Below are 18,519 nucleotides of genomic sequence, written 5' to 3'. Positions count from 1 at the left end.
TTACGCCCGTTGCACCGAATGGAGTAGCGAGCGTTGTAGGAACTGCGGAATCCGGCGGCGAAATCCCGGATAGCGGAGGCGGTCACGATGGCAGACACGCGCAGGCTCCCTGGCCCCAACGCCGATGTGTGGGACTGGCAACTCGAGGGGTCTTGCCGGGGGATGGACAGCGGCTCCTTCTTCCACCCCGACGGGGAACGAGGCCCCGCGCGGGCCAGACGAGAAGCCAAAGCGAAGGCTATCTGCCAGGCCTGTCCGGTGCTGGAGATGTGCCGACGGCACGCGCTGGCCGTGCACGAGCCGTACGGCATCTGGGGCGGGCTTTCGGAATCCGAACGCGAGAACATCATCAAGGCGGGCAAGCGCTCGCTGAGCCTGTCCGGTTCCTGAACCCGCTCCGGTGAAGGCGCCTCCCGCCCCGGGGAGGCGCCTTCGTCATGTCCGGCCGGCGAAGGCCGGCCACACCAGCATCGCGGAGTCCACAACGGACTTGAGCTCCTCCTGCCCGACACCGTCGCGCGCCTGCACGGAAAGTCCATAAAGGACGGTTTCGTAGAACAGCGCCATGGTGTCGGCATCCGCTTCCGCGCTCACGTCGCCTTCGGACTGTCCACGGCGGACCCGGTCCAAGATGGACCGGTGGTTGTCGCGGCGCTGCTCGACCAGGAAGTCGTGCACGCCCTGGTTGGCCACCGCGAAGTTGGTCGCCGCGTGCACCACCATGCAGCCCGACGGCAGGTCCGGCTCGGTGTACCCGCGCACGTTGTCCCGCAGCATGCGCTCGATCGACTCGCGCGCGGTCGGCTCCTCGGCCAGCGCATTGGCGGTCAGCCCGCCGTAGGTGCGGCCGTACAGCTCGACGGCCTCTCGGAACAGCGCCTCCTTGCACCCGAAGGCCGCGTACAGGCTGGGTGAGTTGATGCCCATCGCGCTGGTCAGGTCGCCGATCGAGGCGCCCTCGTACCCGCGCCGCCAGAACACGTACATGGCTTCGCGGAGCGCGGCGTCACGGTCGAACGCGCGCGGACGGCCACGAGGTGACATGCCCCACCTTCTGTAACAAGCGATACAAAAACCCTTGACGCCCCATCGTACGCCCGGCTTTTATTTAACGACCGATACAGAATAGGAGCGGGCATGAGCACACTGGACGGGCGGACGGCACTGGTCACCGGCGGCAGCCGGGGCATCGGCGCGGCGATCGCCACGCGGCTGGCGGCCGAGGGCGCGAACGTGGCGCTGACCTACACCAGCGCGGCGGACCGGGCGGCTTCCGTGGCCACGGCGATCGAGGGCCTCGGCCGCAAGAGCCTCGCCATCCAGGCCGACAGCGCCGACCCGGCCGCGCTGACCGCCGCCGTCGACCAGGCCGCCGAAGCGCTCGGCGGGCTGGACATCCTGGTGAACAACGCGGGCATCTTCCCGACCGCGTCCATTGAAGAGGTCACCGTCGAGCAGATCGACCGCACCTTCGCCATCCACGTGCGGGCGGTCTTCGTGGCGACGCAGGCCGCGCTGAGGCACATGGGCGAGGGCGGGCGGATCCTGACCATCGGCAGCAACCTGGCGGAGCGCGTGCCGTGGCCGGGGCTGAGCCTGTACTCGGCGAGCAAGTCCGCGCTGCTGGGGCTGACCAGGGGCCTCGCGCGGGACCTCGGCCCGCGGGACATCGCGGCGGTGCTGGTGCAGCCCGGCTCGACCGACACCGACATGAACCCGGCGGACGGCGAGCACGCCGGCGGGCAGCGGGAAGTCTCGGCCTACGGCGAGTTCATGAAGGCCGGGGACATCGCCGCCACGGTGGCCCACCTGGCCGGGGACGCGGGCCGCTTCCTGACCGGCTCGGCGGTCACCATCGACTCCGGAACCAACGCCTGACCTGCGGATCCGTCTTTTGCCCGCAAAAGCAGAACTGGGCCAAAAGGGACAAAAGGAAGGGGCGGCATCCGCGTGGGATGCCGCCCCTTCTCGGTACTGCTGTGCTGCTTCTAGTGCGCGTGCCCGTGGCCCTGACCGGCCTCGTCGTCCTCCTCGGCGGGCTTCTCGACCACGGAGCTTTCCGTGGTGAGCACCAGCCGGGCGATGGAGGCGGCGTTGGCCACCGCGGAGCGGGTGACCTTGACCGGGTCCACGATGCCGGCCGCGAGCAGGTCGGTCAGCTCGCCGGTGGCCGCGTTGAAGCCCTGGCCCCAGCTCTGCTCCTGCACCTTGGACACGATGACCGCGCCCTCGAAGCCGGCGTTGGTGGCGATCCAGTGCAGCGGCGCGGTGAGCGCGTCGCGCACGATGCGGACGCCGGTCGCCTCGTCGCCGGACAGGCCCAGGTCGCCGTCGAGCTCCTTGACCGCGTGCACCAGCGCCGAGCCACCGCCGGGCAGGATGCCCTCCTCGACGGCCGCCTTCGTCGACGCCACCGCGTCCTCGATGCGGTGCTTGCGCTCGTTCAGCTCGGTCTCGGTGGCCGCGCCGACCTTGATCACCGCGACGCCGCCGCCGAGCTTCGCGAGCCGCTCCTGCAGCTTCTCGCGGTCCCAGTCGGAGTCGGTGGTCTCGATCTCCTTGCGGATCTGGGCAATCCGCGCGTCGAGGTCGGCCTTGGTGCCCGCGCCGTCGACGATGGTGGTGTTGTCCTTGGTGACCTCGACGCGGCGGGCCTTGCCCAGCGCGCTCAGGTCGGCCTCGGACAGCTTCAGGCCCACCTCGGCGGAGATGACCTGCGCACCGGTGACGGTGGCGAGGTCGTCCAGGAAGGCCTTGCGGCGGTCGCCGAAGAACGGCGCCTTCACCGCGACCGCGGTGATGGTCTTGCGCAGCGAGTTGACCACCAGGGTGGACAGCGCCTCGCCGTCGACGTCCTCGGCGATGATCAGCAGCGGCTTCTTGGCCTCGACGACCTTCTCCAGCACCGGGAGCAGGTCCGCCAGCGCGGAGATCTTCTCGCGGTGGATCAGGATGTAGGCGTCCTCGAGGATCGCGCGCTGCTCCTCGGGGTTGGTGGCGAAGTGCGCCGACAGGAAGCCCTTGTCGAACTGCACGCCTTCGGTGATCACCAGCTCGGTGGCCAGCGTCGAGGACTCCTCGATGGTGATCACGCCGTCCTCGCCGACCCGCTCCACGGCCTCGCCGAGCAGGGCGCCGATGGTGGCGTCACGCGAGGTCACGGTGCCGACCTGCGCGATGTTGTCGCGGCCCTTCACCGGGGTCGCCTTGGCCTTGAGGACCTCGACGACCTTCTCCGCGGCGGCCTCGATGCCGCGGCCGACCGCGGTCGGGTTGGCGCCGGCGGCCACGTTGCGCAGGCCGACCTTCACCAGGGACTGCGCCAGCACGGTGGCCGTGGTGGTGCCGTCGCCGGCGACGTCGTTGGTCTTGGTGGCGACGTTCTTCGCCAGCTGGGCGCCCAGGTTCTCGAACGGGTCGTCCAGCTCGATCTCGCGGGCGACGGTGACGCCGTCCAGGGTGATGGTCGGTCCGCCGAACTTCTTGTCCAGGACGACGTGCCTGCCGCGCGGGCCGAGGGTGACCTTCACCGCGTCGGCGAGCTTGTTCACCCCGCGCTCCAGCGCGCGACGAGCGTCCTCGTCGAAACTGATCTGCTTGGGCATAGCGTTTTCCGCTTACCTTTCCAAGTGGTTGGCACGCACGGACGCCCCGGCTCCCCGGTTATCGGGGCCCCGGGGCGTCATGCGCTGCAGAGCGGACGTCAGTTGATGACGGCCAGCACGTCGCGGGCGGAGAGGATCAGGTAGTCCTCGCCGTTGTACTTGACCTCGGTACCGCCGTACTTGGAGTAGATGACGACGTCGCCTTCCTTGACGTCCACCGGGACGCGGTTGCCCTTGTCGTCGATGCGGCCCGGGCCAACGGCCAGAACCTTGCCCTCCTGGGGCTTTTCCTTGGCGGTGTCGGGGATGACCAGACCGGAAGCCGTGGTCTCCTCGGCCTCACTCGTCTGGACAACGATCTTGTCCTCGAGCGGTTTGATGTTCACGCTCACCGGGTTGACCTCCACGGTCGAGAGAAAGCGTTGGCAGGTTTGAAGGTTTACGACTCCTACCACCCCGCCGTCGCGGGTGCCGGGGCGTGTGCGGTGCCGTGCAATTAGCACTCTAGCCAGGTGAGTGCTAGTCGCGCAAGGAGGGTCCGCTTGACGCCGGGCCGCACCCCGTACAACGGCACTGACCGGCGCCTTTGTTCCGCGCGTCGCCCTTCGGCGGTTCTTCTCGCTCCTGGACCCACCGCGGCCTGCCCCAGGCGACCGGATGCGTGTTCAACACCGCACGAAAGCGAAAGGAATTCACGGAGTGGTCACCCCGGACGGTTGTCCCGTTCTTCGCCCGCGAAGTGCGATCGAGGGCGACAGCCGGTCCCACCACTTTGTTGAGGAGTTCTCGTGTCGATGAGCACCCCTTCCCGGCGTTCCGTCCTGCTCGGCGGCGCCGGCGCGCTCGGCCTGGCCGCTCTGGGCGCTTCCGGACTCGCCCGCGCCTCCGCCTCCGCCGGCGCGGGCCTCGCCGCCGCCCCCGGTGAGGTGTTCACCCTCGGCGTCGCGTCCGGCGACCCCTGCACCGACAGCGTCGTGCTCTGGACCCGCCTCGCCCGCAACCCGCTCGCCGAGGACGGCCTCGGCGGCATGCCCGCCCGCGGCCAGGTGGTCGAGTGGCAGATCGCCAAGGACGAGAAGTTCACCGACCTGGTCCGCCGCGGCCGCACCTGGGCGAGCCCGGAGGCGGCGCACAGCGTGCACGTCGAGGCCGACGGCCTGGCGCCGGGCACCGAGTACTTCTACCGCTTCCGCACCGGCTCCGAGATCTCCCCGGTCGGCCGCACCCGCACCGCGCCCGCGCCGGGCCAGCTGGGCGACCTCACCATGTGCTTCGCCTCCTGCTCGCACTACGGCCAGGGCTACTTCACCGCCTACCGCCACCTCGCCCAGGACGAGCCGGGCCTGATCCTGCACCTCGGCGACTACCAGTACGAGTACGCCGCCGGCGCGAACGAGGTCCGCAAGGTGATTGGCCCGGAGACCGTCAAGCTCGCCGACTACCGCCTCCGCCACGGCCAGTACAAGACCGACCCGGACCTGCAGCTCGCGCACGCGACCGCGCCCTGGCTGGTGGTCTGGGACGACCACGAGACCGAGAACAACTGGGCCGACGAGGTCCCGGAGGACTCCTCGCAGACCCCCGGCGAAGCCTTCCTCGCCCGCCGCAAGGCCGCCTTCCAGGCCTACTACGAGAACATGCCGCTGCGCCGCACCGCCCGTCCCAACGGCATCGACATGCGCCTCTACCGCCGCCTCGCCTGGGGCGACCTGGCCACCTTCCACATGCTCGACACCCGCCAGTACCGCGACAACCAGGCGTGCGGCGACGGCGTGAAGGCCAACTGCGCCGAGCGCCTCGCGCCGACCCGGTCGATCACCGGCGCCGAGCAGGAGAAGTGGATCATCGACGGGTTCAACGCCTCGCGCGCCCGCTGGGACGTGCTCGGCCAGCAGGTGTTCTTCGCCCAGATCGACCTCACCCCCGGCGCGGCCGAGGGGTACAACATGGACGCCTGGGACGGCTACAAGGTCAACCGCGACCGCATCGCCGCCGCGATGGGCGACTCGGCGGTGCGCAACGGCGTGGTGCTCACCGGTGACGTGCACCGGCACTGGGCGGCCGAGGTCAAGGAGACCTACGGGCAGCCGGACTCGAAGGGCGTCGGCGTCGAGCTGGTCACCACCTCGATCACCAGCGGCCGCGACGGCAACGACGACCCGAACCAGGCCGTGCTCGACGAGAACCCGCACGTGAAGTTCCACCGCAACCGCCGCGGGTACATCCGCACCAAGTTCACCGCGGACGAGCTGCGCGCCGACTACCGCGTACTGCCCTACGTCACCAAGCCGGACGCACCGGTCAGCACGGCGGCCAGCTTCGTGGTCGAGGACCGGGTGCCCGCGCTCAACCCGGCCTGAGCCGAACGGGCTCTTCCTCACGAGGTCCGCGCGGTGTTAGGTAGGTGCTCACCACAACCACCTAGCACTGGGGGCCGGTAGATGCGGCGAACAGCAGCAAGACTGGCGGTGCTGCTCCTGGCGGCGGGCGCGGTTTCCGTGCCCGCCGCCCAGGCGGCACCGGCCGACCAGCAGCGGCAGCGGGACTTCGCCGCGGCGGCGGCCGAATTCGGGGTACCGCAGGACGTTCTGCTCGGCGTCTCGTTCCTCGAGTCCCGATGGGACACCAACGCGGGCACACCGAGCACCTCGGCCGGGTACGGCCCGATGCACCTGACCGATCTGCGGACCGCGGGCGTGGGCACCCACCACGACCAGGGCGGCGAGGACCCGCGCGGGGACGAGTCGCGGCCGCCGCTGCACCCCGAGGCCGGACCGCCCGCCCCGCCACCGGATTCCCTGCAGACACTGGACACCGCCGCCGAGCTGACCGGGGTGGACGCGGCCACGCTGCGCACCGACCCCGCGCAGAACATCCGCGGCGGCGCCGCGCTGCTCGCCGCCTACCACCGCGAAACCGGTGACTGGTACCAGGCGGTGGCCAAGTACAGCGGGAGCGAGGAGCCGTCGGCGGCCACCGCGTTCGCCGACGAGGTGTTCGGCACCATCGCCTCCGGTGTCGAACGGGTCACCGACGACGGCCAGCGGATCAGCCTCGCCCCGACGCCCACCGCCGCACCGAAGGGCGTACCGGCCGCGGCCGGGCCGATCGAGTGTCCACAAGGGATCTCCTGCGAGTGGATCCCGGCCCCCTACCAGGAAATCCCCGGCGGTTACGGCAACCACGACAAGGCCGACCGGCCGGACAGCCAGAAGATCGACTACATCGTCATCCACGACACCGAGGGCTACTGGAACGGTGTGCTGGAGATGGTGCAGGACCCGACCTACGTCAGCTGGCACTACTCGCTGCGCTCCGCCGACGGCCACATCGCCCAGCACGTGCCGACCAAGGACGTCGCCTGGCACGCCGGGAACTGGTACGTCAACGCGAAGTCGATCGGCCTGGAGCACGAGGGCTTCGCCGCGAAGGGCACCTGGTACACCGAGGCGATGTACCGGACCTCGGCGAAACTGGTCCGCTACCTGGCCGCCAAGTACGACATCCCGCTGGACCGCGACCACATCATCGGCCACGACAACGTGCCCGGCCTGACCCCGGCCCGGATCAAGGACATGCACTGGGATCCGGGCCCGTACTGGGACTGGACGCACTACTTCGACCTGCTGGGCGCGCCGATCGACCGCGCGGACACCGGCTCCGCCGACTGGCGCCCGAACACCGGCGCGGTGACCATCGCCCCGGACTTCGCCACGAACAAGCCCGCGTTCGAATACTGCGAGCCGAACGTGAAGTTGTGCCCCGCGCGCGGGTCCACTTCGGTCATCCTGCGCACGGAACCGCGGGCGGACGCACCGCTGCTCAAGGACATCGGGCTGCACCCGGCAACCGGGCAGTCCACAATGCACGTGTCCGATGTGGGCAGTCGGGTGGACAGCGGCCAGCAGTACGCGGTCGCCGAGGTCAGGGGCGACTGGACCGCGGTGTGGTACCTCGGCCAGAAGGGCTGGTTCCACAACCCGTCGAACGCCACCGCGAAACCGGTGCGGAGCAAGGTGGTCACGCCCAAGACGGGACCGGTGCAGATCTTCGGCGGCGCGTACCCGGAGCCGGAGGCCTATCCGGAGGGCATCACCCCGCGCGAGCTGGTCCCGCTGCCGTACACCATGCCCGCGGGTCAGCGGTACACGCTGGGCCTGACCACGGATTCCGAGTACTACTACGCGGTCAACTTCGACCCGGCCGACCACCAGGTGGTGCGGGGCAAGACGAAGTTCGTGCAGGTCCAGTTCGGCCACCGGATCGCCTACGTCAAGGCGGACGACGTCCGGATCCTGCCCTCCTGGGCGCCCAACTAGCAGCCGGGTGGGGACCGGCTCAGACCGAGATGGTCCCCACCGGCAGCGCCGGGTTGGCCGCGAAGTCCAAAGAGGACGGCTTGGCGCCCGCGGCGACCACGTGCGCGCCGAGCGCGGCGATCATCGCGCCGTTGTCGGTGCACAGCCTCGGCCGCGGCACCCGCAGCTCGATGCCCGCCTTGTCACACCGTTCCCGCGCGAGCGACGACAGCCGCGAATTCGCCGCCACCCCACCGGAAATGACCAGCGTGCCGATCCCGGCTTCCTTGGCGGCGCGAACGGCCTTCGCGGTCAGCACGTCGGCCACGGCTTCCTGGAACGAGGCCGCCACGTCGTCGACCGGGATCTCCTCACCGCGGCGCTCGGCACCTTCCACCCAGCGCGCGACGGCGGTTTTCAAGCCGGAGAAGGAAAAGTCGAACTTCGCGTCACGCGGGCCGGTCATGCCGCGCGGGAACGCGATGGCGGCGGGGTTCCCGGCCTTGGCCGCCTTGTCGATCGGCGGGCCACCCGGGTACGGCAGGCCGAGCACCCTGGCCACCTTGTCGTAGGCCTCACCCGCCGCGTCGTCCACAGTGGACCCGAGTTCGACGATGGTGCTCGCCACGTCGTCCACCCGCAGCAGCTGCGTGTGCCCGCCGGAAACCAGCAGGGCCAGGCAGGGCTTGGGCAACGGGCCGTGCTGCAGGGTGTCCACCGCGATGTGCCCGGCGAGGTGGTTGACGCCGTAGAGCGGCACGTCCAGCGCGACCGAGTAGGCCTTCGCCGCGGCCACCCCGACCAGCAGCGCACCGGCCAGGCCGGGCCCGGCGGTCACCGCGATGGCGTCCACATCGGACATCTTCAGCCCGGCGTCGGCGAAGGCGCGCTCGGTGGTGGGCACCATCGCTTCCAGGTGCGCGCGGCTGGCCACCTCGGGCACCACGCCGCCGAACCGCGCGTGCTGGTCGACGCTCGACGCCACCGCGTCGGCGAGCAGCTCCACGGTCCCGTCGTCGTGCAGCCGGACCAGCCCGACGCCGGTCTCGTCGCACGAACTCTCGATGCCCATGATGATCCGGGCGCCCATCAGCCGGCCTCCTCCGCGGCCACGCCGAGCGGTGGCCGCACCATCGTGTAAGCGTCCGCGCCGGACGGCTGGTAGTAGCGCTTGCGCACGCCGAGCTTGATGAAGCCGTGCTTCTCGTACATCGTCAGCGCCACTTCGTTGTCCGTGCGCACTTCGAGCAGCACCGGCGCGCGCAGCTCGTCCGCCTTGGTCAGCAGGGCTTCCAGCAACGCCTTGCCGATGCCCTTGCCCTGGTGTTCCGGCGCGACCCCGATCGTGTGCAGGCTCGCCTCGTGGTCACCACGCGGGCCGACGACGGCCAGTCCCGCATAACCGAGCAGCTCATCACCCCCGTAGGCGCCGAGGTAGTACGCGCCGGAGTCCAGTTCGGACCGGAAGGCGGCCGCGCTCCACGGGCTGTCACCGGGGAAGAGGATCTTCTCGATCTCCACGCAGCGGCGGATGTCACCGCGGCGCAACGGTTTCAGCTCGACGGTCACGGCGTGGTCACCCGCTTGCGCGCACCGGGTTCGACGGCGTCCGGGCGCCGCAGGTAGAGCGGGGTCATCGGCGCGGGCTCGGCGCCGGACCGCAGTGCGTGACTCGCGGCCGCGACCAGGCCGAGCGGCGACGGAAACTCCGGCTGCAGGACCCGCAGGCCGGTCTTGTCGGCGAAGTGGCCGGCGGCCGCCTCGGCCGTGGTCACCAATTCGGCGGGGCTCTGCACGGCGGGCTCGCCCACGCGCTTGCCGTCGGCGTCGTACTCGGCCCAGTAGACCTCGCGGCGGCGCGCGTCGGTCACCACGAGGAACGGCTCCCCGTGCACCACCTCGGCGGCGATCGCGTCCAGGCTGCACACCGGGTGGACGGGAATGCCGAGCCCGTGCCCGAGCGCGGCGGCGGTGGCCATGCCAGCGCGCAGCCCGGTGAACGGGCCCGGACCGGCACCGCAAACGATTGCGCCCAGGTCACGCAGGCTCGCTCCGGCGGCCTGCACGGCGTCGAGCACGTGCGGCGTGAGCAGTTCGCCGTGGGCGCGCGCGTCGATCGTCACGCGCTCGGCGGCAACCGCGAGCGAGTCGGGTTCGAGCTGGACGACCCCGGCGGTCACCGCGGGCGTGGAGGTGTCGACGGCCAGTACTAACACGGTTCCCCAGCCTACGACTCACCCGACCGGTGGCGTCGCGCAGGCAACCCGCACGGGCCGGACGCGTCTGGTTCAAGTGAAGAGTTGACCGGGAACACGGGTGATCCGGTCAACCACGAACGAAGGGGAAGTCATGGCCACGCTGCGCCGAGCACTGATCGTCTCCACCGCGACCCTCGCACTGGCTGGGGCGGCCGCTGGCACCGCGAGCGCGAGCACCACCGGGGCCTTCCTGACGCTGGACAAGGAGATCGTGCGGGCGGGTGAGCAGGTGCGCGTGCTCGCCGGTTGTGGTGTCGAAGGGCTGAACCTGGTCGGCTCGACCGCGTTCGCGCCGACCGGCCAGGACGGGCCGTACACCGGCAACGGCGGGGTCGCGGTGTTCGCCGTGCGCTCGTCGGCGCTGTCGTGGGGCACCGCGACCGTGCGCGCGGACGCGGCGCCGGGCGTCTACCAGGTCAGCGAACGCTGCGGCGGTGGGCACGCGGGCAGCCGGGAGCTGACCGTCGTCGGCTGATCAGCCCCGCTCGGGGTGGTCGATGTCGACCGTGACGACCACCCCGGAGGTCGAGGTGAAGGTTGCCTTCCGCCCGTCGACGGTGATCTCGGTGAAGGGATTGCCGTCGGTGAGGAAGGCGACCCAGCGCGGGGCGCGGGCCGCGTCGAGCATGGCGAAGAAGCCGTCCGCGCCCTGCGACCCCTCGCCGCTGGTCAGCCAGCCGTCGGGCAGCGCGACCTCACGCAGCGGGTGGATGGACGCCAGCCAGTCCGGGTCGTCGGCCAGCAGCTCCGCCAGGCCGAACCGCTCGCCGACGGCCAGCCCGCCGGGCGCGTCCGGGTCCAGGCGGAGGTCGTACGCGCTGCCGTCGGCGAGGAACAACGCGTCCTCGATGGGCACCTGCTCGTCGCGCCACAGGCCGGCCAGCAAGGGCCGCTCGTCGGTCATCGTCTCCTCCGTCCACGCCGTCCGCCGCCACCACAGGATCCCGGCGGCCCCGGGCGCTCGGACAACCCGGTGTCCGGTACCGGCTCGCCGTTCGGGCCGCGGTTGCGCGGGTCCCGGAACCGCCGCTGGAACGACTCCTGCCAGGTGCGCCCGGTGGTCGAAGCCGGGTCGGGCGCGTTGGGGTCGACCCGCTGGATGGCCACCTGCGCACCGACCTCGCGGGCCGCGTCCAGCCGCCGGTTGTCGTAGCTGACCAGCTGCCCGTCGACTTCCATCACCCGCAGCGGCGACCGTTCCCAGTCCCATTCGCCGTTGCGCATGGCTTCCGCGTAGTCGTTCGGCGAGACGGTGCGCTGGGAGAAGTTCACGTCGTTGGCGTCGACCCATTCGAGATCGCTGGACTCGGTCAGGCCGAGCGCGTCGGTCCAGCCGGTCGGGTTGTGCACGTAGGAGTGCGGCGCGGCGCCGCCGAGCAGGCCCAGCGGATCGGCGCTGCCGTACCGCCCGGCCACTGGGTCGTAGTACCGGTGCTGGTTGTAGTGGAGCCCGGTCTCCGCGTCGAAGTACTGGCCGGGGAAGCGCAGCGGGGTGCCGGGGTGCTCGGCCGCGGCGGCCTCACCCCACAGCGTCGACCGGCTGTGCCAGACCAGTTCGCCCTGCCCGTCGACGAGTTCGGTCGGCGTGCCGACCAGGTCGGTGACGATCGAGTAGAACTGCCGGTCCACCCACTGCTGACCGGCTTCGCCGAGCGGGGCGCGCTCGGTCTGGGTCAGCGGGCGGAAGCTCGCCGGATCGTATTCCCAGGTGGTCGCCGCGCCCGCCGAGTGCACCTGCTCGGCGAGCACGTTGCCGTCCCAGGCGAAGTCCACGCGCTCGGCGACCGCGCCGGCGGCGTCCAGCCGGAGTTTCGCGATCCGCCTGCCGAGCGGGTCGTAGAGGTACCGCCAGCGGGTCCCGTCCGGGGTGACCACCGAAACCAGCCGGTCGTCGGCGTTCCACTGGTACTGCCAGGCTTCCGGCTTCCGCGACAGGTGCTTCTTCCGGCGCCAGACCAGCCGGCCCTGTGGGTCGTGCCGGTAGCTCACCCGGCCTGCCGACCGCACCAGCGTGCCCGCGTATTCACGCGGCCCGGTGGTCTCCGCGTCGGCCGGGGCTTCGGCTTCGGTGACGTTGCCGACCCGGTCGTACCGGTAGCGCTCCCGCCAGTCCACGCCTTCCACGCCGAGCACCCGGCCGACGGGGTCCAGGTCGTAGTGCCTGGCACCGCCGAAGCGGTCCTCGACCGCGACCAGGTGGCCGTCCGGCCGGTAGCGGTAGTTGCGGAGCTGGAGCTGCCTGGCCTGGCGGGCGCCCGGCGCGACCGCGCTCACCGTCTGCGAGACCAGCCGCTGGTTGACGTCCCACTGCTGGGCCAGCACCGTGCCGCTGTCCAGCAGCCGCTCGACCTCGCGCCCGGCGGGGTCGTAGCCGAAGGCGATCGTGTGCCCGCCGGTCCGCAGCCGCGCCGGACGGGCCGCGGCGTCGTAGGCCCACTCGCTGCGCGCCCCGGTGGGGGTCAGGCGTGCGGTCCGGCGGCCGAGCAGGTCGTAGGCCGAGGCGACGGTGGCACCGTTGACCGTCTCGGCCAGCACGCGACCGGCCGCGTCGCGTTCGTAGCGCAGCTCGGCGTCCGGGTTCCGCGCGCTGACGATCCGCCCCGCCGGGTCGTAGGTGAAGCTGGTGACCTCGTCGCCCGCTTCACGGCGCACGATGTTGCCCATCGGATCGCGGGTGATGCGCACGCGCTCACCGGCGCCGTTGACCCGTTCGACCAGCTGCCCCGCCGCGTCCCGCGTGTAGCGCAGCACCCGGCCGTTGAAGTCGGTTTCGGACAGCAGGTGCCCGGCCGCGTCGTACTCGTACCGCCAGACCAGGCCCTGCGGATTGGTCACCGAGACCAGCTGGAGCGTGGCGTCGTAGTGGAACTCGGTGCGGCCGCCGTCCGGCGCGATCTCGGCGGCGGGCAGGTCGAAGTGCGTGGTCTCGACCCGGCGGACCTGGCCGAGCGCGTCGATGTGCTCGACCTCGCTGCCTTGACCGTCGTAGCGCCAGTGCTCGGTGCTGCCGTCGGGCCGCGTCCGGGACCGGAGCCTGCCCTCGACCGTCCAGGCGAACCTGGTCACGCCACCCATCGGGTCGGCGCGTTCGACGATCCGGCCGAACTGGTCGCGGGTGAACCGCGTGACCGCGCCCAGCGGATCGGTGACCCGCAGCGGCAGGCCCGCGTTGTCGGTGTCGATCCGGCGGGCCTGGCCGAGCGCGTCGATCACGGCGACGCGGTGACCGCGCTCGTTGTGCTGGTAGCGGGTGACCGCACCCGCGGGATCGGTCTCCGCGCTCAGGTTGCCGCGCTCGTCGTACTCGAAGCCCCAGACCGCGCCGTCGGGCTGCACCACCGACAGGGGCTGGCCGAACTCGTTGTAGCTGGTGAGGATCTGCGTCCCGTCCGGACGGGTCACCACCGTCGGATTGCCCGCCTCGTCGTACTCCCAGCGCGAAGTCCGGCCGATGGCGTCGGTGCGCGAGAGCAGCCTGTCGCGGGAATCCCATTCCTGGACCACGGTGTGCCCGAGCGGATTGGTCTCCTCGACCACCTGGTTGGCTTCGTTGAACCGGTAGCTGGTGGTGAAGCCCAGCGCGTCGGTGAAGCGGGTGATCCGGTTTTCGGTGTCGTAGGTGAAGGTGCCGTTGAGGAAGCCGCCGGACCCCTGGTTGGCGACGCAGCGGCCGTCGGCGTCGTAGAAGTAGCGGTACCACTCGCCGTTGCGGTCGGTCCACTGGGTGATCCGGCCGGCGTGGTCGTAGCTGAAGCCGAAAGCGCGGCCGGAGGAGTTGACGACCTCGGCCAGATCGCCGCTGTCGTGGTACCGGAAACCGGTCAGCACCACTGGTTCGGCGCCCTCGGCGAGCAGGCTGAGTTCGGTGATCCGGCCCGCTTCACTGCGCACCCCGATGCGGTAGCCGCCGGAATGGCTGATCACTTCGGGCGTGCCCGCGCTGTCGCGGTGGATGTCGATCCGATTGCCGTTGCGGTCCTCGATGGCCGACAGCGGGCGGACGCCGGTCGCCCCGGCGGCGAAGTGCAGCGTGAGCCCGGTTTCGCGGCGGTGCACGGCGAAACCGGTGTCGGTCCGGCTCAACGGCCAGGTGGGCCCCACCTCGGGCAGCACCTCACCGCGCACCGGCGGCACGGGATAGACCAGCAGCATGCCGTCCTCAGCGGCAAGAACCACACCCTGGTCGTCGAACTCGAGCCGCTGGTCCACTGTGGACGCCCAGGAGCGGCCGAAGGAACGCCCGGCACGGTAGCTGGACACGTGGGTGCGCCGCAGCACCAGCGGGAGCACCCCGGCCAGTTCGACGTCGACGTTGGTCAGCACCATCTCCCCGGTGACCACGTCGACGGGGTCGTTCTCGCAGCGGCGCTGGTCCTCGGGGGTCTTGGTGTTGTTCGGGTCGTCGGGTCTCGAGGAGCCGTCCGGTTTGGTGGAACTCGGGCTGGTGCCGTTCGACGGTTTCGAACCAGGGGCATCGGCACCACTGGGCGTGGTGTCGGTGCCCGACGGGGTGGTGTCCGGCGAATTCGGCGTCGTGTCCGGCGCCTTGGTGGTACCCGGCTTCGCGCTCGACGGCGTCGTGCCACCACCCGGCTTACCACCCCTGCGCAACATCTTCGACAACTTCTCGATGATCTCACCCAGCTTGTCGATGATCTTGCGGATCTTCGGCGACACGTTGCCGATCGTCTTGACCAGCTTGCGAATGAAGTCACTGATCTTCGTGATCGTCTTCGAAATGGCGGTCGTCGCCTGCACCGCGATCACCGGCGTCGCGAAACCCAGCGTGCCCGCCGCCTCCAGCGCCCACGTGATCAACTTCCCGACCAACTCGGCCACCAGATCACGAACCAGCTCACGCACCGCCGCCACGACCGTGCCCATGATCATCACACCGGCGGAAATCCCGTCCGCCAACGACGCCGCACCCGCCAAAGCATCAGCCTGCTCCGCCGCCGCACCCCGATACGCCTCGGCACCCCCACCCTGCCAACCCGCCGTACCGTTGGTGACCTCGTTACCCAGATCCCCCGCAATCGCGTTGACCTCGGCCGCCACATTCGCCCACGTATCCGAGAACGACTGGATCACCGGCGGATCCCCCGCCAGCCAATCCAACGCCTCCTTCAACGGCTGCACATGCTCGATCAACCACGAAACACCATACGAGGCCAGCGTGCCGATCGGATCCACGACCAGCGACAACACCTCAAGACCAACACCGACCGCCCCCAGCCCGGCCTCCACCCACGAACCGTCCGACACCCCGTTCGCCAGATCCACCGCCGACTCGGCGATCCCGATCCCGGTGACCCCCGTCGTCTGCGACTGCGCCTGCGCGACCAGCGGATTCCCGCCAGCGGTCATGAGCGGCCCCCTTCAGCGACACCTGCAGGGTACGACGGTGGGAGGCGTGCGTCCGGTTCCGTCGTGGGACGGATGTCCGGTCAGTCCTCTTCGTCCGGGTCCCAGGACAGCAGGCGCACCTTGGCGACCGTGCGCAGGTGCCGCTTCATCGCGGCCGCGGCGGCTTTGGGGTCGCCGTGGCTGATGCCGTCGAAGATGCGGTAGTGCTGGGCGAGCGAGCGTTTCGGCCGGCCGGGCTGGTGGAGGGATTCGGTGCGGCTCTCGGCGATCTGCTCGGCGATCGAGGTCATGAACTCGGCGAGGATGGGGTTGCGCGCGGCCGCGGTGATGGCGGCGTGGAAGCGCCGGTCGCCTTCGATGCCCTGTTCGCCGTTGTCGATTTCTTCGGCCATGTACCGGAGGGCGTCCTCGAGCGCGTCGAGGTCCTCTTTGGTGCGCCGCTCGGCGGCCAGCTCGGCGAGCTTGGTCTCCATCGCTTCGCGCGCCTCCAGCACATCCGGCAACCGCCGGCGGCGCTCGACGAGTTCCTCGACCGGTTCGAGGTCCAGCTTGGCGGTGGTGAGGTAGGTGCCGCCGCCGTGGCGTACCTCGACCAGGCCCTGCACGTCGAGCACCACGATCGCCTGCTTCACCGATGCCCGGCTGACGCCGAGCCGCTGGGCCAGTTCGCGCTCGGCGGGGAGCTTGTCACCGGCTTCGAGGCCGGACTCGACCACGTACTCCCGGATGCGCTGGACCACCTGCTCGTACAGCCGTGGCCGCGCCATCGGGCGCAGTGCGTCGGACCCCATCTTTTCCCCTCCGGCGACGGTTGCCTGGATCTTCGAGCCTAACAGCCGGTGACCGTTTCCCCACCGAACTCAAGCGGCGGACCACGCGCCCACCCGCTGACCACCCCAGCGACGAGACTGCTCTCGCTGGGCCGCACACACCTAGATGCCTCAATTCCCGACCATCTGGCGACTAGGCGACCACGATGACAGAGCCGCCGAACGGCGAGGCGGCCAGCCGCCGGACGGCGGGCACCGGGCGCCTCGATGCTCGGCGACTGGGCGAGCGACTCGGCGGCGCAGTGGCTGGATGGCTGAGTGGCTAGGTGGCTAAGTGGCAAGGTGGCTAAGTGGCCAGTCCACCCGCCAGCGCGCCTGCCCCCGCTCAGTGCTTGGTGGACCAGCGGCTCGGCGGCGGGGGCGGGGGCAGGTGCCGCAGGTGGGCAGATGAGCCAGGCAGGCAGGAGATCGAGCAGAGCCGTTGACCGGGTGGCGCCGATACTCGAAGGGGCCAGTCATCGAACGCCGGAGCCGCGTAGTGGCGCGAGTCGCGTAGTAGCCGGTTGCGCAGCGGCCGGGTTGCGCAGCGGCCGGATTGCGCGGTGGCCGGGCCGCGTAGTGGCCGGTTACGCAGTGGCCTGGTTACGCAGTGACCTGGTTGCGTAGTGGCGCGGAGTGGCAGGTGGCGGGTCGCGTAGTGGCACGGTCGCGCAGTGGTGGAGTGGTGGAGTGGTGGAGTCTCGTAGCGGTCTAGTGGTCTAGTGGTCTAGTGGTCTAGTGGTCTGGGCTCAGCCACTTGGCCGCTTGGCCAGTCAGCCACTCGCCGCTTGGGGGCTTGGGCGCTGGAGGACTGCCGAGGCTCTTGACAGGGGATCTGGCGCACCGCAAAGTGGACTAGCCACTCAGCCACTAGGCCACCTAGCCATCAAGTGGACTGGCCACTCAGCCACTGCGGCGACCAATGACGGGAGCCCTGATGTCCGCCGAGCTGATCTCGATCATCGTTCTTGTGGTGATCTTCGTGGTCGCCACCACCAGATCGATCAACATGGGGGTGCTGGCCTTCGCCGGCGCGTTCGGGGTCGGCACGCTGGTGGCCGACATGGATGCCGACGGCATCTTCTCGGGGTTCCCCGGCGACCTCTTCGTGGTACTGGTCGGCGTCACCTACCTGTTCGCCATCGCCAGGGCCACCGGCACCACGGACTGGCTGGTACACGCCTCGATCCGCCTGGTCGGCGGCAGGCTCGCACTCATCCCGTGGGTGATGTTCGCCGTCACCGCCGTGCTCACCGCGATCGGCGCGGTCAGCCCCGCCGCGGTCGCCATCGTCGCGCCCATCGCGCTCGGCTTCGCCGCCCGCTACGGGATCAGCCCACTGCTCATGGGCGCGCTGGTAGTGCACGGCGCCCAGGCCGGCGGCTTCTCCCCGATCAGCGTCTACGGCTCCACCGTCAACAGCATCGTCAACCGCGAGCACCTGGCCGGCAGCGAAACCGTGCTGTTCCTGGCCAGCCTCGCGGTCAACCTGGTCATCGCGGCGATCCTGTTCGTTGTGCTCGGCGGGCTCAAGCTCGGCCGCACCCGGGTCACCGCCGAGGACGAGACCGAAGAGGTGCCGAAGCTCAACCCGGCCCGGATCGCCGTGCTGGTCAGCCTGGCCGCGCTGGTCGTCGGCGCGCTGGTGTTCGACCTCGACGTCGGCCTGACCGCGATCTCACTGGCCGTGCTGCTCAGCGTGTGCTGGCCGGACACCGGTCGCAAGGCCGTCGGCGAGATCACCTGGCCGACCGTTCTGCTCATTTGCGGCGTCCTGACGTACGTGGGTGTTTTGCAGGAAATGGGCACGATCGACTACGCGGGCAACGCGGTCACCGGCGTCGGCGTGCCGCTGCTCGCGGCGCTCCTGCTCTGCTACATCGGCGCGATCGTCTCCGCGTTCGCCTCCTCCGTCGGCATCATGGGCGCGCTCATCCCGCTGGCCGTGCCGTTCCTCGCCCAGGGCACGGTCGGCCCGATCGGCATGATCGCCGCGCTGGCCGTCGCGGCTACGGTGGTCGACGTCAGCCCGTTCTCCACCAACGGCGCGCTCGTACTCGCCAACGCGAAAAACGTCGACCGCGACACGTTCTTCCGGCAGCTGATGGTCTACGGCGGCATCATGGTCGTGGTGGTCCCGGCCGCCGTGTGGCTCGCCCTGATCGTGCCCGGCTGGGGCTGA

The 18,519-nt window shown here is 70.4% G+C and carries 15 protein-coding genes; 6 read left to right on the top strand and 9 right to left on the bottom strand.

What is annotated here, in order from left to right:
- The first annotated feature begins 87 nt into the window (after positions 1-87).
- Positions 88-390 carry a WhiB family transcriptional regulator gene (locus A4R43_RS34770; RefSeq protein WP_205215129.1) on the top strand — a complete coding sequence of 101 codons (303 nt, stop codon included), beginning with the start codon at positions 88-90 and terminating at the stop codon, positions 388-390.
- A 45-nt stretch (positions 391-435) separates the two neighbouring features.
- Here A4R43_RS34770 and A4R43_RS34765 read toward each other — a convergent pair whose 3' ends face one another.
- Positions 436-1,044, bottom strand: coding sequence for a TetR/AcrR family transcriptional regulator (locus tag A4R43_RS34765; RefSeq protein WP_113695957.1), 609 nt, complete (start codon positions 1,042-1,044; stop codon positions 436-438).
- Between the two features lie 93 nt (positions 1,045-1,137).
- Here A4R43_RS34765 and A4R43_RS34760 point away from each other — a divergent pair, with 93 nt between their 5' ends.
- On the top strand, positions 1,138-1,878 hold the full coding sequence (locus A4R43_RS34760; RefSeq protein ID WP_113695956.1) for an SDR family NAD(P)-dependent oxidoreductase: 741 nt from the start codon (positions 1,138-1,140) through the stop codon (positions 1,876-1,878).
- 110 nt (positions 1,879-1,988) lie between these two features.
- Here the strand turns inward: A4R43_RS34760 and groL are convergent, their stop codons facing one another.
- Positions 1,989-3,605: a chaperonin GroEL gene (groL, locus tag A4R43_RS34755; RefSeq protein ID WP_113695955.1), complete on the bottom strand. Its 1,617-nt coding sequence runs from the start codon at positions 3,603-3,605 to the stop codon at positions 1,989-1,991.
- A 98-nt stretch (positions 3,606-3,703) separates the two neighbouring features.
- Positions 3,704-3,997 (bottom strand): co-chaperone GroES, encoded by a 294-nt coding sequence (gene groES, locus A4R43_RS34750; RefSeq protein ID WP_026360373.1) that lies wholly within the window; start codon positions 3,995-3,997, stop codon positions 3,704-3,706.
- Between the two features lie 402 nt (positions 3,998-4,399).
- Between groES and A4R43_RS34745 the strand changes: the two genes are divergently transcribed.
- A complete protein-coding gene (locus A4R43_RS34745; protein ID WP_113695954.1) occupies positions 4,400-5,965 on the top strand; it encodes an alkaline phosphatase D family protein in 1,566 nt (521 codons plus the stop codon).
- A gap of 81 nt (positions 5,966-6,046) precedes the next feature.
- The gene (locus tag A4R43_RS34740; protein ID WP_113695953.1) at positions 6,047-7,924 is read left to right on the top strand and encodes an N-acetylmuramoyl-L-alanine amidase; all 1,878 of its coding nucleotides are present in this window, start codon (positions 6,047-6,049) and stop codon (positions 7,922-7,924) included.
- A gap of 19 nt (positions 7,925-7,943) precedes the next feature.
- Here the strand turns inward: A4R43_RS34740 and tsaD are convergent, their stop codons facing one another.
- Genes tsaD through tsaB form a run of 3 tightly spaced genes read right to left on the bottom strand, consistent with a single transcriptional unit; the run spans position 7,944 to position 10,119 of the window.
- Positions 7,944-8,993 (bottom strand): tRNA (adenosine(37)-N6)-threonylcarbamoyltransferase complex transferase subunit TsaD, encoded by a 1,050-nt coding sequence (gene tsaD / locus A4R43_RS34735; RefSeq protein ID WP_113695952.1) that lies wholly within the window; start codon positions 8,991-8,993, stop codon positions 7,944-7,946.
- Positions 8,993-9,472: a ribosomal protein S18-alanine N-acetyltransferase gene (gene rimI / locus A4R43_RS34730; RefSeq protein ID WP_113695951.1), complete on the bottom strand. Its 480-nt coding sequence runs from the start codon at positions 9,470-9,472 to the stop codon at positions 8,993-8,995. Before rimI ends, tsaD begins: the two co-directional genes overlap by 1 nt.
- Positions 9,469-10,119: a tRNA (adenosine(37)-N6)-threonylcarbamoyltransferase complex dimerization subunit type 1 TsaB gene (tsaB, locus tag A4R43_RS34725; RefSeq protein ID WP_113695950.1), complete on the bottom strand. Its 651-nt coding sequence runs from the start codon at positions 10,117-10,119 to the stop codon at positions 9,469-9,471. Before tsaB ends, rimI begins: the two co-directional genes overlap by 4 nt.
- A gap of 133 nt (positions 10,120-10,252) precedes the next feature.
- Here tsaB and A4R43_RS34720 point away from each other — a divergent pair, with 133 nt between their 5' ends.
- A complete protein-coding gene (locus A4R43_RS34720) occupies positions 10,253-10,636 on the top strand; it encodes a hypothetical protein (RefSeq protein ID WP_113695949.1) in 384 nt (127 codons plus the stop codon).
- Here A4R43_RS34720 and A4R43_RS34715 read toward each other — a convergent pair whose 3' ends face one another.
- From A4R43_RS34715 to A4R43_RS34705, 3 genes are all read right to left on the bottom strand, one after another.
- A complete protein-coding gene (locus A4R43_RS34715; RefSeq protein ID WP_113695948.1) occupies positions 10,637-11,065 on the bottom strand; it encodes a hypothetical protein in 429 nt (142 codons plus the stop codon). It lies immediately after the preceding gene.
- Positions 11,062-15,528 carry a DUF6531 domain-containing protein gene (locus tag A4R43_RS34710; RefSeq protein WP_113695947.1) on the bottom strand — a complete coding sequence of 1,489 codons (4,467 nt, stop codon included), beginning with the start codon at positions 15,526-15,528 and terminating at the stop codon, positions 11,062-11,064. Before A4R43_RS34710 ends, A4R43_RS34715 begins: the two co-directional genes overlap by 4 nt.
- An 80-nt stretch (positions 15,529-15,608) precedes the next feature.
- Positions 15,609-16,319 carry a FadR/GntR family transcriptional regulator gene (locus tag A4R43_RS34705; protein ID WP_113695946.1) on the bottom strand — a complete coding sequence of 237 codons (711 nt, stop codon included), beginning with the start codon at positions 16,317-16,319 and terminating at the stop codon, positions 15,609-15,611.
- 955 nt (positions 16,320-17,274) lie between these two features.
- On the opposite strand from A4R43_RS34705, the gene A4R43_RS34700 reads away from it, so the two are divergent.
- On the top strand, positions 17,275-18,519 hold the full coding sequence (locus tag A4R43_RS34700) for an SLC13 family permease (RefSeq protein ID WP_113695945.1): 1,245 nt from the start codon (positions 17,275-17,277) through the stop codon (positions 18,517-18,519).

Origin of the sequence: Amycolatopsis albispora (genome assembly GCF_003312875.1) — a bacterium.
Lineage (GTDB): Bacteria > Actinomycetota > Actinomycetes > Mycobacteriales > Pseudonocardiaceae > Amycolatopsis > Amycolatopsis albispora.
The sequence above is the reverse complement of the archived record's forward strand: the minus strand, read 5'-3'. Positions and strand labels throughout refer to the sequence as shown.

Excerpts from the sequence above, each read along its gene's own strand:
- A4R43_RS34770 (WP_205215129.1), top strand. The coding sequence starts at position 88 with ATGGCAGACACGCGCAGGCTCCCTGGCCCCAACGCCGATGTGTGGGAC.
- A4R43_RS34765 (WP_113695957.1), bottom strand. The coding sequence starts at position 1,044 with ATGTCACCTCGTGGCCGTCCGCGCGCGTTCGACCGTGACGCCGCGCTC.
- A4R43_RS34760 (WP_113695956.1), top strand. The coding sequence starts at position 1,138 with ATGAGCACACTGGACGGGCGGACGGCACTGGTCACCGGCGGCAGCCGG.
- groL (WP_113695955.1), bottom strand. The coding sequence starts at position 3,605 with ATGCCCAAGCAGATCAGTTTCGACGAGGACGCTCGTCGCGCGCTGGAG.
- A4R43_RS34745 (WP_113695954.1), top strand. The coding sequence starts at position 4,400 with ATGAGCACCCCTTCCCGGCGTTCCGTCCTGCTCGGCGGCGCCGGCGCG.
- A4R43_RS34740 (WP_113695953.1), top strand. The coding sequence starts at position 6,047 with ATGCGGCGAACAGCAGCAAGACTGGCGGTGCTGCTCCTGGCGGCGGGC.
- tsaD (WP_113695952.1), bottom strand. The coding sequence starts at position 8,993 with ATGGGCGCCCGGATCATCATGGGCATCGAGAGTTCGTGCGACGAGACC.
- A4R43_RS34720 (WP_113695949.1), top strand. The coding sequence starts at position 10,253 with ATGGCCACGCTGCGCCGAGCACTGATCGTCTCCACCGCGACCCTCGCA.
- A4R43_RS34715 (WP_113695948.1), bottom strand. The coding sequence starts at position 11,065 with ATGACCGACGAGCGGCCCTTGCTGGCCGGCCTGTGGCGCGACGAGCAG.
- A4R43_RS34710 (WP_113695947.1), bottom strand. The coding sequence starts at position 15,528 with ATGACCGCTGGCGGGAATCCGCTGGTCGCGCAGGCGCAGTCGCAGACG.
- A4R43_RS34705 (WP_113695946.1), bottom strand. The coding sequence starts at position 16,319 with ATGGGGTCCGACGCACTGCGCCCGATGGCGCGGCCACGGCTGTACGAG.
- A4R43_RS34700 (WP_113695945.1), top strand. The coding sequence starts at position 17,275 with ATGTCCGCCGAGCTGATCTCGATCATCGTTCTTGTGGTGATCTTCGTG.